At 67.7% G+C, this 14116-nt stretch carries 12 protein-coding genes; 3 read left to right on the top strand and 9 right to left on the bottom strand.

Going from position 1 to position 14116, the window contains the following annotated elements:
* The first annotated feature begins 61 nt into the window (after window positions 1–61).
* From yajC to secF, 3 genes are all read left to right on the top strand, one after another.
* Window positions 62–430, top strand: coding sequence for a preprotein translocase subunit YajC (gene yajC / locus HYZ11_14785; GenBank protein MBI3128869.1), 369 nt, complete (start codon window positions 62–64; stop codon window positions 428–430).
* Window positions 431–500: 70 nt separating this feature from the next.
* Entirely contained in the window at window positions 501–2048 is a 1548-nt protein-coding gene (gene secD, locus HYZ11_14790) for a protein translocase subunit SecD (GenBank protein MBI3128870.1), read from the top strand.
* Window positions 2048–2983, top strand: a complete 936-nt coding sequence (gene secF / locus HYZ11_14795) for a protein translocase subunit SecF (GenBank protein ID MBI3128871.1) — start codon at window positions 2048–2050, stop codon at window positions 2981–2983. Before secD ends, secF begins: the two co-directional genes overlap by 1 nt.
* 69 nt (window positions 2984–3052) lie before the next feature.
* Here the strand turns inward: secF and HYZ11_14800 are convergent, their stop codons facing one another.
* The 9 genes from HYZ11_14800 to topA form a co-directional block, all read right to left on the bottom strand.
* Window positions 3053–4264: an argininosuccinate synthase gene (locus HYZ11_14800; GenBank protein ID MBI3128872.1), complete on the bottom strand. Its 1212-nt coding sequence runs from the start codon at window positions 4262–4264 to the stop codon at window positions 3053–3055.
* On the bottom strand, window positions 4254–5183 hold the full coding sequence (gene argF / locus HYZ11_14805) for an ornithine carbamoyltransferase (protein MBI3128873.1): 930 nt from the start codon (window positions 5181–5183) through the stop codon (window positions 4254–4256). Before argF ends, HYZ11_14800 begins: the two co-directional genes overlap by 11 nt.
* Window positions 5183–6376, bottom strand: a complete 1194-nt coding sequence (locus tag HYZ11_14810; GenBank protein MBI3128874.1) for an aspartate aminotransferase family protein — start codon at window positions 6374–6376, stop codon at window positions 5183–5185. The genes argF and HYZ11_14810 overlap by 1 nt, the downstream gene beginning before the upstream one ends.
* Before the next feature lie 28 nt (window positions 6377–6404).
* Window positions 6405–7280 (bottom strand): acetylglutamate kinase, encoded by an 876-nt coding sequence (gene argB, locus HYZ11_14815; protein ID MBI3128875.1) that lies wholly within the window; start codon window positions 7278–7280, stop codon window positions 6405–6407.
* Between the two features lie 103 nt (window positions 7281–7383).
* Window positions 7384–8742, bottom strand: a complete 1359-nt coding sequence (gene hslU / locus HYZ11_14820) for an ATP-dependent protease ATPase subunit HslU (GenBank protein MBI3128876.1) — start codon at window positions 8740–8742, stop codon at window positions 7384–7386.
* Window positions 8742–9290 (bottom strand): ATP-dependent protease subunit HslV, encoded by a 549-nt coding sequence (hslV, locus tag HYZ11_14825; protein ID MBI3128877.1) that lies wholly within the window; start codon window positions 9288–9290, stop codon window positions 8742–8744. Before hslV ends, hslU begins: the two co-directional genes overlap by 1 nt.
* On the bottom strand, window positions 9287–10270 hold the full coding sequence (locus HYZ11_14830; protein ID MBI3128878.1) for a tyrosine recombinase XerC: 984 nt from the start codon (window positions 10268–10270) through the stop codon (window positions 9287–9289). The genes hslV and HYZ11_14830 overlap by 4 nt, the downstream gene beginning before the upstream one ends.
* The gene (gene trmFO / locus HYZ11_14835) at window positions 10237–11571 is read right to left on the bottom strand and encodes a methylenetetrahydrofolate--tRNA-(uracil(54)-C(5))-methyltransferase (FADH(2)-oxidizing) TrmFO (GenBank protein MBI3128879.1); all 1335 of its coding nucleotides are present in this window, start codon (window positions 11569–11571) and stop codon (window positions 10237–10239) included. Before trmFO ends, HYZ11_14830 begins: the two co-directional genes overlap by 34 nt.
* Window positions 11568–14114, bottom strand: coding sequence for a type I DNA topoisomerase (topA, locus tag HYZ11_14840; protein MBI3128880.1), 2547 nt, complete (start codon window positions 14112–14114; stop codon window positions 11568–11570). The genes trmFO and topA overlap by 4 nt, the downstream gene beginning before the upstream one ends.
* Window positions 14115–14116 lie beyond the last annotated feature (2 nt).

Here is a 14116-nt window from a genome sequence, read left to right on the forward strand (position 1 = left end):
ATTGACAAGGCGGCAGGCCTTTGCTACCAAGAACGGGTTTTGCCAATTCACGGGAGGGGACATGCACGCGGGTCTGTGGCAGCGGCTCATAGATGGGCTGGTTCCCGAAGCGGCGGCCGCTGCGACGGGCGGGGGCGGGGGAGAGCCGAGCTTCCTGATCCAGTTGGCGCCGTTTTTCCTGGTCTTCGTCATCATCTACTTCCTGATGATCCGGCCCCAGCAGAAGAAGTCGCAGGAGCACCGGGCGATGCTTGAAGCCCTCAAGCCGGGCGACAATGTGATCGCCGGCGGCATCTTCGGCGAGATCGCGAAAATCAAGGACGACGTGGTCACCCTGAAGATCGCCGAGAACGTGCGCATCCGCGTCCATCGTTCGGCCATCTCCTCCAAGACGGCGGCGGAAGCCGATAAGCCGCAAGGCGCTTCCTGAGACTTCCGGCATCCGACGGAGGGAAGCCCGCCCGAGCGGTCCCCCTTCGGCCGGAGTGTGAGAGGAAAACATGAAAGGCATGGGATGGCGGGCCGCGGTGGTCGCCGTCGTGATCGGCGCCGCGGTCTTTTTCCTGATTCCCCCGAAGGAGCGCCTCCACCTCGGGCTGGACCTGCAGGGCGGGATCCATCTCGTGCTGGAAGTCCAGGCCGAGAAGGCGGTGGAGGCGAAGGTCGACCGTTATTTCGCCGAGATCCAGAGCCGTCTCACCCAGGATGACATCCGCACCCAGACCCTCCGGCGAGAGGGAAACCGCGTCACCATCGGCTTGGTCAGGGAAAGCGACCGGGGCAAGCTCCTCTCCCTGATGGCGGGCTATCCGGACCTCGTCCTCCAGGGCACCGAGGGCGCTCCCCCCACCTTCGCCTACGCGATGCCGGCCCAGCAGGCCAACCGCATCATGGATCAGGCGGCGGCCCAGGCCATCGAGACGCTTCGCAACCGAGTGGACCAGTTCGGCGTGCGCGAGCCCTTGCTGCAACGCCAGGGGGAGCGCCGGATCATCGTCCAGCTCCCCGGCGTGCAGGACCCCGCACGCGCCAAGGCCCTCATCGGCAAGACGGCCCAGCTCGAGTTCAAGCTGGTGGACGATTCCGCGAACGCGGCCCAGGCCCAGCAGACGGGGCCGCCCGAGGGGACGCAGCTCCTCTTCGAGACGAGGCGCGATCCGGCGACGGGGCAGACGGTCCGCCAGACGCCCCTGATCGTGAAGCGGGAGGCCCTCCTGACGGGCGACAACCTGACGGACGCCCGGGTGGAGATCGGCGACCGCTTCAATCAGCCCTACGTCAGCGTGGCTTTCGACTCCCTGGGCGCGCAGACCTTCGACCGCGTCACGGCGGCCAACGTGGGCAAGCGGCTGGCCATCGTGCTGGACGGGGTGGTGTACAGCGCTCCGGTCATCCAGGAGCGGATCAGCGGGGGGAGGGCGCAGATCACCGGCAGCTTCACCATCGAGGAAGCGCGAGACCTGGCCATCGCCCTGCGGGCGGGGGCGCTGCCGGCGCCGGTCCAGGTGCTGGAGGAGCGGACGGTGGGGCCTTCCCTTGGGTCGGACTCCATCCGCCAGGGCATCATCAGTATCGTCGTGGGCTTTCTTCTCACCGCGGTTTTCATGTGTTTCTACTACAGGCTGAGCGGCTCCGTCGCGGTGCTGGCCCTGGTGCTGAACCTCCTGATTATGATGGGCGCCCTCGGCTTCTTCGAGGCCACCCTGACCCTGCCCGGAATCGCGGGAATCATCCTGACGGTCGGCATGGCCGTTGACGCGAACGTTCTCATCTTCGAGCGCATCCGAGAGGAACTCCGCCTCGGGAAGACGGTCCGCTCCGCCCTGGACGCCGGCTACAACAAGGCCTTCCTCACCATCCTGGACTCGAACGTAACCACCCTGGTGGCCGCCCTGGTGCTGCTCCAGTTCGGGACGGGCCCCATCAAGGGTTTCGCCATTACCTTGAGCGTGGGTATCATCGTCAGCATGTTCACCGCCATCTTCGTGACTCGCTTGATCTATGACTTCGTGCTTTCCCGGCACGACGTGAGGAGCCTGAGCATCTGATGGAATTCTTCCGGCCCGGCTTGAATTTCGACTTCGTAGGCAAGCGGAAGATGTTCATGGGTGTCTCCGCCGCCGCGATCCTTCTCTCCTTCGTTCTCCTCGCGACGCGGGGGCTGAACTACGGCATCGACTTCGTGGGAGGGACCATCGTCCAGGTGGCCTTCAAGGAGAAGAAGCCCATCGGCGACATCCGTGGGGCGGTTTCGGCCCTGAACCTGGGCGACGCCCTCATCCAGGAGTTCGGCTCGGATCGCGAATTCCTGATCCGGGTGAAGGAGTTCCGCAGCGACGTGGAGGGCGTGGACAAGCGGATCGCGGGAGCGTTGGAAAAATCCTTCGGAAAAGGTTCCTTGGAGATTCGGCGCACGGAGTCGGTGGGGCCCCAGGTGGGGGAGGACCTGAAGCGGAAGGCGATGAGCAGCCTTATTTTCGCCTGTATCGGCATTCTGATTTATGTGGGGCTGCGCTTCCGGTTCGTGCCGGCGGCGGCCTCCATCGTCGCCCTTCTCCATGACGTTATCATCACGATGGGGATCCTGTCCCTGACCGGCAAGGAATTCAACCTCCCCATTGTGGCCGCCGTGCTCACCATCATCGGCTACTCCATCAACGACACCATCGTCATCTTCGACCGCATCCGGGAGAACACGCGCCTCTCGCGGCGCTCGGAACTGGGCGAGGTAATCAACTCATCCATCAACCAGACTCTCTCCCGCACCATTCTCACCGGCGGCACCACGCTGCTCACGCTTCTGGCCTTTTTCTTTCTAGGCGGGGAGGTGATCGCGGACTTCTCCTTTATCCTGATTGTGGGAATCATCATTGGGACCTATTCCTCCATCTACGTCGCCAGCCCCATCCTCGTGGCCTTCCCCGGCTACTCGGGGGGCGCCGCAGCGCCCAGGCGCAGCAAGAAGGCCGCCGCCCGGGCGTAAGTTTCCGCCGCGTCATCTTGCGTTTAGGCGTGAAAAAGCCCCGAAGGCGGCCCTTTTATGCGCGCGGGATTAGTTCCCCCGCTGGGCCCGGACCTTGAGCCGGAGGGCGTTCAGGCGGATGAAGCCATCGGCGTCCTTTTGCGCGTAGACCGAGTCGGCCTCGAAGGTGGCGAGGTCGGGCCGGTAGAGGTTCTTCTCCTTGGGGGCTCTCCTCCCCACCACTTGGCAGGTCCCCTTGAAGAGCTTCACCCGGGCGGTGCCCCAGACCGAGCGGGCCGCCTCGTCCACGGCCGCCTGGATGAACTCCCGCTCGGGCGAGAACCAGAAACCGTTGTAGACGAGCCGCGCATACTGGGGAATGAGCGAGTCCCGCAGGTGGAGCACCTCGCGGTCGAGGGTCAGGGACTCGACCCCGCGCCGGGCGGCGTGGAGGACGGTGCCGGCCGGGGTTTCGTACACCCCCCGGCTCTTCATCCCGACGAAACGGTTCTCGACCAAGTCCACCCGGCCCACGCCGTGGCTCCCGGCCAAGGCATTCAGGCGCTCCATGAGGGCCACCGGAGCGAGCCGCTCGCCGTCCAGCGAAACCGCGTCGCCGTTCTCGAAGCCGACTTCCACGTAGGCGGGCTTGTCCGGCGCCTTCTCGGGGGAGACGGTGAGGACGAACATGTCCGCCGGAGGCTCGGCCCAGGGATCCTCCAGGATGCCTCCCTCGAAGCTGATGTGGAGGAGGTTGCGATCCATCGAGTAGGGCTTCGCCGCCGTGACGGGCACCGGAATGCCGTGCCGCTGGGCATAGGCGACGAGCTCGGAGCGTCCGCCGAAGTCCCACGTGCGCCAGGGGGCGATGACGGTGATCGAGGGGTCGAAGGCCGCGTAGCCCATCTCGAAGCGCACCTGGTCGTTGCCCTTGCCCGTCGCGCCGTGGGCCACGGCGTCGGCCCCCGTCTTGCGCACCACCTCCATCTGCCCCTTGGCGATGATGGGCCGGGCGATCGAGGTACCCAGGAGATAGGAGCCTTCGTACACGGCCCCCGCCCGGAGCATGGGGAAGACGAAGTCCCGGGCGAACTCTTCGCGGAGGTCCAGGACGTGGCATTCGTCCGCCCCCGTCGCCAGCGCCTTCTTCTCGAGGCCCTCAAGCTCCCCCGTTCCCTGGCCCACGTCCGCCGCGTAGGCCACGACCGGGCAGCGGTAGGTCTCCTTGATCCACTTCAGCATGACCGAGGTGTCGAGCCCGCCGGAGTAGGCGAGCACCACCTTTTGCGGCTTAGCGGCCATCATTTCCCCCGAGAAGGACTTCCAGAAGGATCTTCTGCGCGTGGAGGCGGTTCCCCGCCTGCTGGAACACCACGCTGCGCGGCCCGTCGATGACCTCGGCCGAGACTTCTTCCCCCCGGTGGGCCGGGAGGCAATGCATGAAGACGGCGTCCTTGTCCGCCCAATGGAAAGTCTCGCCGTGCACGCGGTAGGGCGTGAGCAGCTCGTGGCGGAGGGCTTCCTCGCCCTCCTGGCCCATGGAGGTCCAGACGTCGGTGTAAAGAGCGTGAGCGCCCCCGCACGCCGCCTGGATCTCGTTCGTTATCTGGATGATGGCGCCCGAGGCCGCCGCAAGTTCCCGCGCCCGGGCCACGACCCCCGCATCGGGCTGAAGCTCGGGCGGGCAGGCGACGCTCACCCTCACCCCAATCAACGCGCCCACGAGGAGGAGGGAGTGGGCCACATTGTTCCCGTCCCCCAGGTAGGCGAGCTTGAGGCCCTCCAGGCGCCCGAAGCGCTCGAGGAGGGTGAGGAAGTCCGCCAGCGCCTGGCAGGGATGGTGCAGGTCCGTCAATCCGTTGATGACCGGAACCGAGGCGTGGCGGGCGATCTCCTCCACCCGCTCGTGGCCGAAGGTGCGGACGACGATCCCGTCCACGTACTCGCTTAGCACGCGGGCGCTGTCCGCGGGCGTCTCGCCCCGGGCGAGCTGAGTGTCCTGCGGGGAGAGGAAGATGGTCCTCCCGCCGAGCTGGGCCACGCCCGCCTCGAAGGAGACGCGCGTGCGCGTCGAATGCTTCTCGAACAGCAGGGCCAGGGTCTTCCCCGCCAGGGAAGCGGACCGGGCGGAGCGTCCCCGGCGCTTGCGGTCGAGGGCCTCCCGCAGGAGCTCGCGCGTCTTCTCGGCCGAGAGCTCGGTGCCGTCCAGGTAGTCCTTCATCACGCCGCAAGGTCCTTCAGCGCGCCGTCCAGGAAGTCCGCCAGCCTGTCGATCATCGCGGGCTCCACCACCAGGGGCGGGATGAGCCGGATCACTTTTCCCACCGCCACGTTCAGGAGGAAGCCGGCCGCCAGGCCCTTCGTCACGATGGATGCCGCGTCCCGGTCCACCTCCATTCCCAGGAGGAGTCCCTTCCCGCGAACGTCCTTCACGATGGGATGGCGCGAGGCCAGCTCCCGGAGGCGCTTCAGGGCGTGATTCGACACCTCCTCCACCCGCCCGAGGAAGCCCGGGGCCAGGGTGGCATCCATGGCCGCGCAGCCCGCCGCCGTGGCCAGCGGGTTGCCCCCGAAGGTGGCCGCGTGGTCCCCCGGCTCGAAGGCCATGGCCTTGTCGCTCGCCACCAGGGCGCCGATGGCGGTGCCGCCGGCCAGGCCCTTGGCCAGGCTCATGGCGTCGGGCGCCACGCCGTAGTGCTCGTGCGCCCAGAGCTTCCCGGTGCGGCCCATCCCCACCTGGACCTCGTCGAAGAGAAGCAGGAGGTCGTTGGCGTCGCAGATGTCCCGGAGCCCCTGGAGGAAGCCCTCGGGGGGGACGTTGACCCCTCCCTCGCCTTGGATGGGCTCGACCAGGATGGCGCAGGTCTTCTCGCTCACCGCGGCCGCCACCGATTCGATATCCCCGAAGGGGAGATAGCGGAAGCCGGGCACGAGAGGATGGTAGCCCTTGTGGAACTTTTCCTGGCCCGTCGCCGTCATGGAGGCGAAGGTCCGGCCGTGGAAGCTCGCCTGGAAGCTCAGGATCTCGTGCCGCCCCTCCCCGTGCTTCTTGTGGGAGTACTTGCGCGCCAGCTTGATCGCGGCCTCGACGGCCTCGGTGCCGCTGTTGCAGAAAAAGACCTTGTGGCCGAAGGAGTTCTGGGTGAGGCGCTCGGCCAGGCGGATCTGCGGCTCGATGTGGTAGAGGTTCGACACGTGGAGGAGCCTGCCCGCCTGCTCCCGAAGCGCCGCCACCACCGCCGGATGGCAATGGCCCAGGTTGCACACCGCCAGCCCCGAGACGAAGTCGAGGTACTCCTTCCCGTCCGCATCCCACACGCGGCAGCCCTGCCCGCGTACCAGCGCCACCGGGTAGCGGCCGTAGGTGGGGGCCACGTGCTGGGCGGCGAGCGAGACGAGCGCGGCGTTGGACATCGCGGTGTTCCTTTCTCTGAACCGGGGCTCAGCGAACGATCTGGGTGCCCACCCCTTCGTCGGTGAACACTTCCAGGAGGACGGCGTGGGGGACTCGGCCGTCCACGATATGGGCCTTCTTCACGCCGGAGGCCAGGGCTTCCAGGCAGGCCTCCACCTTGGGGATCATGCCGCCCTGGATGACGCCCTCTTCCCGCAGCCGCTGCGCGTCGGGAGCCTTCAGGGTGCTGATGAGGTTTCCCTTCTTGTCCTGAATTCCGGGGACGTCGGTCAGGAGAATGAACTTCTCCGCGGCCAGGGCGCCGGCGATGGCCCCGGCGGCGGAGTCGGCGTTGATGTTGTAGACGTTCCCGTCGTCGTCCACCCCCAGCGGGGCGATCACCGGGATGTAGTGCGCCCGGGTGAGGTGGTGGATGATGCCGGGCTCGACCCTCACCACCTCGCCCACATGGCCGAGGTCGACGATCTCGTCCGCGCCCTCGGCGGTCTTGCGGCTCAAGGTGAGCTTCCGCGCGCGCGTCAGCCCGGCGTCCGATCCGGAGAGGCCCACCGCGGCCCCTCCGTGGCGGTTGATGAGCCGGACGATGCCCTTATTGGTCGAGCCCGAGAGCACCATCTCCACCACCCCGACGGTTTCTTCGTCCGTGACCCGGAGGCCCTCGATGAACTCGGTCGCCTTGCCGATCTTCTTGAGGAGATCCCCGATCTGGGGCCCGCCCCCGTGGACGACCACGACGTTGATGCCCACGTACTTGAGCAGCACCACGTCCTGGGCGAAGGGCGACTGCAGGCCCTTCTCCACCTGAGCGGCCCCGCCGTACTTGATCACCACGGTCTTCCCCGAGAAGCGCTGGATGTAGGGAAGCGCCTCGACCAGGGTGGCCGCCCGTTCTCTCGCGTCCATGGTGCTCCTCACTGTGCCGGAAGGGCTACCAACAGGGCGGGAAATATACACCGGGGGGAGGGCGGGGCCAAGGGGAGGAGGAAAGGCCGGTCCCGGGGCGGAATCAGAGGATGTAGCGGCTCAAGTCGAGGTTTTCGACGATGTCCTGGAGCTTATCGCGGACGTAGGCGGCGTCGATGGAGATCTCCTGTCCGGCCATGTCCGGGGCGGAGAAGGAGATGTCCTCCAGCAGGCGCTCCATGATGGTGTGGAGCCGGCGCGCGCCGATGTTCTCCGTCTGCTCGTTGATCCGGGCGGCGAAGCCCGCCACCTCCTGGATGGCGTCGTCGGTGAAGGAGATCTTCACGCCCTCGGTGGCCAGGAGAGCCGGGTACTGCCGCACGAGGGCGTTCTCCGGCTCCTTGAGGATGCGCACGAAGTCCTCCCGGCCCAGGGGCTTGAGCTCCACCCGGATGGGGAAGCGCCCCTGGAGCTCGGGCAGGAGGTCCGAGGGCTTGGCCATGTGGAAGGCGCCCGCCGCGATGAAGAGGATGTGGTCCGTCTTGACCGGCCCGTGCTTTGTCTGGACGGTCGAGCCCTCGACGATGGGCAGGAGGTCGCGCTGCACCCCCTCCCGTGAGACGTCGGGGCCGTGGCGGCCGCCCCCGCTGGTGGCGATCTTGTCGATCTCGTCGAGGAACACGATGCCCGACTGCTCGGTGCGGTGAATGGCCTCGGAGTTCGCCTTGTCCGGATCGATGAGCTTGTCGGCCTCCTCCTGGCAGAGGAGCTTGAAGGCCTCCGGCACCCGCATGCGGCGGGTGCGGTTCCGCGGAGGAAAGAGGCCGCCCATGATCTCCTTGATGTTCAGCCCCATCTGCTCGAGGTCAGGCCCGCCCAGGAACTGGATCTCCGGCCCCTTGTCGCTCACTTGCATCTCGACCTCGCGGTCGTCCAGCCTGCCCTCCTCCAGGAGGGAGCGGAACTTCTCCCGGGTCCGCTTGTAGCTTTCCTCGCCCAGGGGATCGCGCGGCTGGCCCCGCTCGTCGATGGCGGCGAAGCCCGGGGGGCGGGGCAGGAGGAGGTCCAGCAGGCGCTCCTCGGCCAGATTCTCCGCGCGCACCCGGTTGACCTCGCGCATCTCCTCGCGGACCATGTTCCGGGCCAGCTCGACGAGATCGCGGATGATGCTCTCCACGTCCCTGCCCACGTAGCCCACCTCGGTGAACTTGCTCGCCTCCACCTTGATGAAGGGGCTCTTGGCCAGGCGGGCGAGGCGGCGGGCGATCTCCGTTTTCCCCACACCGGTCGGGCCGATCATGATGATGTTCTTGGGGGCGATGTCCTCCCCGATCTCGGGGGGGAGCTGCTGGCGCCGCCAGCGGTTGCGCAGCGCGATGGCGACGGCGCGCTTCGCCTCCGCCTGGCCGATGACATAGCGGTCGAGTTCTTCGACGATGCGGGCGGGGATGAGCTGTTCCATCAGAGGCTTTCGATCGTGATCTTGTGGTTGGTGTAGATGCAGATATCCGCCGTGATGTCCAAGGCGCGGCGGACGACGTCGGCGGCGGCCAGTTCAGGCTCCAGGCTGAGGATCCCGCGTGCCGCCGCCGTGGCGATGGGACCGCCGCTTCCGATGCCCAGGATTCCGTCGTCGGGCTCGATGATGTCCCCGGTGCCCGAGAGGATGAGGGAGGTTTCCTGGTTCGCGACGGCGAGCAGGGCCTCCAGCCGCCGGAGCACCCGGTCCGTGCGCCAGTCTTTTCCCATCTCGACGGCGGCCCGGGCGAGGTTGCCGCGGTACTCCTCGAGCTTTCCCTCGAAGCGCTCGAAGAGGGCGATGGCGTCCGAGGCGGAGCCCGCGAAGCCGGCGAGGACCTTCCCCCCGCTCAGGCGGCGGATCTTGACCGCGCCGAGCTTGACGGCCGTCTGGCCCATCGTGACCTGGCCGTCCCCGCCCATGGCCGTCTGGCCGCGGTAGCGGACGGCGAGGATGGTGGTGGAGCGGATCCTGGCATTGGGTTCGGTCATTGGCGTTTTTCCCGTTTCCTTCCTGGAGCGCCGCGCTCCTTGGCCCGGGGGTGCGCGGCGTCGTACACGGCCCGGAGATGATCGAAATTCACCTGGGTGTAGCGCTGGGTGGTGGAAAGGCTCGCGTGGCCCAGCAGCTCCTGGATGGACCGCAGGTCCGCCCCGTCCTCCAGGAGATGGGTCGCCGCGCTGTGGCGCAGCGCGTGCGGAGTGAAATGATAGCCGAACCCACCCTTGAGTTCATAGCCCCGCAGGATGTCTCGGGCCCGGTCCGTCGTGAGCCGCCCGCCGCGCGCGCTGCGGAAGAAGGGCGACGCCCCGCACTCGGCTTCCCCGGCCGGCAGGGGAGGGCGCTCCGGCCGGAAGCGCTCGACGGCCTGGGCCGCCTTCTTCGTCATGGGGACGATGCGCTCCTTCCGGCCCTTGCCGCGCACCCGGAGGAGGCGCTCCTTCGTGTCCACGTCCTCATTGTTCAGGGCCGCCAGCTCCCCCACCCGGAGACCGGAGCCGTAAAGGATCTCCAGCATGGCCAGGTCCCGCCGCCCCTCGGGGGTGGCGGGGTCGGGCAGCTTCAGGAGCCGGTCGGCGTCGTCCACCGGGAGGAAGGCCGGCAGCTTGCGGGACTGCTTCGGGGAAGGGATTCCCTCGGCCGGGTTCTCCGCCGCGAGCCCCTCGCGCCGGAGGAAGCGGAAGAAGGTCCGCAGGCTCGACAGGTGGCGGTTGACCGTGGAGGCGTCCACCCGGCGCCGGTGCATGTGGCCCAGGTAGGCCCGCACCGCCAGGGCGTTCACTTCCTCGGGGGTAACCGGCCCTCCCGCCCATTCCCGCAGGAAGCGGTCGAAGTCGGCCAGATCCGAGGCATAGGCCCGCAGCGTGTGCTCCGAGGCGTTGCGCTCCTCGCGGAGGTGAGCCTCGAAGCGGCGGCGGGCTCCGGCCAGGCCGCCGGTCAGGCGACCTGGGGCATCATCCGCTCGATCCATGGCTTGAGGTCCCTCAAGGCGCGCTCGATGACGTGCCGCTTGCGCTCCTTGCGCGGGACCCGCTTCTCCAGGGGCGGGAAGAGTCCGAAGTTGACGTTCATCGGCTGGAAGTTCTTGGGGTCCGCCTCCACGATGTAGTGGTTGAGCGCCCCCAGGGCCGTGGTGGGGGGAGGCGGGACGATGGGCTCCCCCCGCAGGAGCGCCGCCGCGTTCAGGCCCGCGAGGAGGCCGATGGCGGAGGATTCGAGATAGCCCTCGACCCCGGTGATCTGGCCCGCCACGAACAAGTGAGGGTGGCGCTTGAGCTGGAGGGTGACCCGCATGAGCTTGGGGGCGTTGATGTAGGTGTTTCGGTGCAGGCTTCCGAAGCGGAGGAAGCGCGCGTTCCCGAGCCCCGGGAGCTGGGAGAAGATGCGCTTCTGCTCCGGGTAGCGGAGGCGGGTCTGGAACCCCACCATGGAGAAGAACTCCCCGGTCAGGTCCTCGCGCCGGAGCTGGACCACGGCGTGGTAGGTCTGCCCCGTCTCAGGATGCTCCAGCCCCACCGGCTTCATCGGTCCGAAGGCCAGGGTGTCGCGCCCCCGGCTCGCCATCTCCTCGATGGGCAGGCAGCCCTCGAAGTAGACGGCCTTCTCGAAGTCCCTCAGCGGAATCTTCTCGCCTCCGACGACGGCGTCGATGAAGCGGTTGTAGTCCGCCTCGCTCAGGCCGATGTTCAGGTAATCCCCCTCGCTCTCCTCCGCCATGTCCTTTCCGTAGCGGGAGGCCTGGAAGGCCACCGACATGTCGATGCTCTCGCCGTAGAGAATAGGGGAGATGGCGTCGTAGAAGTAGAGGTACTTTCCCTGGGTCAGCCGCGCCACCTCTGCCGCGAGCGCAGGGCTGGTGAGGGGGCCGGTGGCGAGGATGGTCGGCGCCTCCCCATCGAGGGAGGTCACTTCCTCCCGGTGTACGCGGATGCGGGGCTCTCCCTGGATCGCCTCGGTCACCTTCTTGCTGAACTGGGCGCGGTCCACGGCCAGGGCGGTGCCCGCCGGGACCCGGGTGGCGTCCGCGGCCTGGAGGATGAGGGAGTCGAGCCGCCGCATCTCCTCCTTCAGCAGCCCCGAGGCGTTCTCCAGCGAGTTGGAGCGCAGCGAATTGGAGCAGACGAGTTCCGCCAGGCCGTCCGATTGATGGGCGGCGGTCGGGACCAGGGGGCGCATCTCGTAGAGATCCACCTCGATGCCCCGCTTCGCCGCCTGCCAGGCCGCCTCGCTCCCCGCGAGGCCGCCGCCGATGACGCGCAGCCGCGCGCTCAAGCCGATACCTCCTGTTCCTTCTCCGATTCGGTGTGATCGTCCCCCAGGCTGGCGAGCAGGCCCGGCGGGGCCGGCTCCGAGTGCCCGCAGGACTTGATCGGGCAAACGAGGCGGACTCCGCTCTTCTTCGTGACCTTGATCGTGGAAATCGGATGTCCGCAGGCCGGGCAGGGCCGGGCGACGGGACGGTCCCATACGACGTACTTGCACTCGGGGAACTTGTTGCATCCGTAGAACGGCTTCCCGGATTTCCGGGAGCGCCGCATCACGAGCTCGCCGCCGCAGCCCTCCCGGCCGCACGGCACTCCCGTCGGGATGGGCGCGGCCGCCGCCTTCCCGCCGGGGAGAATCTTCCGGGTCTTGTGCTCCTTCGGATACTCCGAGCAGACCAGGTAAGGGCCGAATGGGCCCCGGCGCGCCTGCATGGACGCCCCGCACTCCTCGCAGGGAGGCGCCTTCTCCTCCCCCTGGACGAGATCCTCATCCTCCTCGGGGCTGCCCTCCTCGGGCAGGCTTTCGGAGAACTTGCAATCGGGATATGCGGAGCAGGAGATAAACCAGCCGTTCTTGCTGAACTTCTTGACCAGCGGCTCCCCGCACTCCGGGCAAGCCCTGTCGACGGGCTCGGTGTGGGTCTTGAGGTTGGGCAGGGCCTTCTTGGCCGTCTGCACCGTCCTGTCGAACCGGTCGTAGAAGGTGCGCAGGATGGGCAGCCAGGGGGTGCTCCCCTTCTCGATGTCGTCGAGGTCGCTCTCCATCTTGGCCGTGAACTTGACGTCCATCACGTCGGGGAAGCCCCGCACGAGCAGCTTGTTCACCTCCCGGCCGAGGCTGGTGGGGGTGAACTGGCGCTTGCGGCGCTCCACGGTGACATACTTCCGCTTCTCCAGAGTGTCCAGGATGGTGGCGTAGGTGCTCGGGCGCCCGACGCCGTCCTCCTCCAGCTCCTTGACCAGGGCCGCCTCCGTGTAGCGCGGGGGCGGCTGGGTGAAGTGCTGCTCCGGGAGGACGCCGTTGGAGGCCGCCTCCGTCCCGCGGAGCCGCACCGGATCGCCCTCGTCCAGGGAAGGCAGCAGCCGGTCGCGGCCGCCGGCGCCCGCGCGCCCGTTCTCCTCCTCGCTATCCGGCGGGCCCTCCGCTTCCTCTGTCCTCTCCTGATAGACGTCGAGGAAGCCCGGGAACTTGAGTACCGACCCGGTGGCGCGCAGCAGGAGATCCTCGGCCGTGATGTCCACGCTCGTCTGGTCGTACACGGCTGGGGCCATCTGGCCGGCCAGGAAGCGCCGCCAGATGAGGGTGTAGAGCGCCAGCTGCTCGGGTTTCAGGCGGCTCGCGACCCGGTCCGGGTGCAGGCTCGGGTCGGTCGGCCGGATGGCCTCGTGGGCGTCCTGGGCCATCTCCCCGGTCTTGTAGACGGGCGGTTTCTCGGGCAGGTGGCCGGCCGAGAAGTTCTTCTGGATATACTCCCGCGCGGCGTTCACGGCCTCGGGAGCCAGGCGCACGGAGTCGGTCCGCATGTAGGTGATGAGGCCGACGGTCCCGAGCTCGCGGCCGAGATCCACGCCCTCATAGAGGGACTGGGCGATGCTCATGGTGCGCTTGGCGCCGTAGCGGAGCTTGTTCGAGCTCTCCTGCTGGAGCGTGCTCGTGATGAACGGGGCGGGTGGGCGGCGGCGGCGCTCGCGGCGCTCGACCTTTGAAACCCTGAGGTCCGCCCGCGCGATGCGTTCGGCGAGGCTCCGCGCCTCCGCCTCGGTCCCGATTTCGGGCTCCCGGTCCCCGACCCGGTGGATCTTGGCCTCGAAGGGGGGAGGGGTGCCTTCTTTCTGGAGAAACGCCGTGATGGTCCAGTATTCCTTGGGCTGGAAGGCCTCGATCTCGTCCTCGCGCTCGCAGATGAGGCGGAGGGCGACGGACTGCACCCGGCCGGCGCTCAGGCCGAAGGCCACCTTGTTCCAGAGGATTTCGCCCGAGAGCTTGAAGCCCACGATGCGGTCCAGCTTGCGGCGGGTTTCCTGGGCGTCCACCTTCTTCTGGTCGATGCGGCCCGGGCGCTCGAGCGCCTCCCTGACGGCCCGCGGGGTAATCTCGTTGAAGGAGACGCGGTAGATGGAATCCTCCTTGCGGCCGTTCCCGATGATCTCCTTGACGTGCCAGGCGATGGCCTCACCCTCGCGGTCCGGATCGGGCGCGAGATAGATCTCCCCGGCGGCCTTGGCGGCCCGGCGGAGCTCATCGATGGCCTTCTTCTTCGCGGGAATCTCGCCGTAGTCGGCGCTGAAGTCGTTCCGGACGTCGATGCCCATTTTCCGCTCCCCGGTCTTCTTGAGGTCGCGGACGTGCCCCTTGGAGGCCATGATGGCGAACTCCGGCCCCAGCATCTTCTGGATCGTCTTCACCTTGGCCGGCGATTCGACGATGAGGAGCTTCGTCGCGGAGGAGCCTCCGCCCGTGCTTCCCGCCGTCCGGGCCCGCCTGCTCTTGGGCTGGGCCTTCTTCGCCTTTTTGGCCCTCGGGCGGGCCTTGGAATTTTTTTCGATCATGC

This window comes from Candidatus Tectomicrobia bacterium (assembly GCA_016192135.1).
GTDB lineage: Bacteria > UBA8248 > UBA8248 > UBA8248 > UBA8248 > 2-12-FULL-69-37.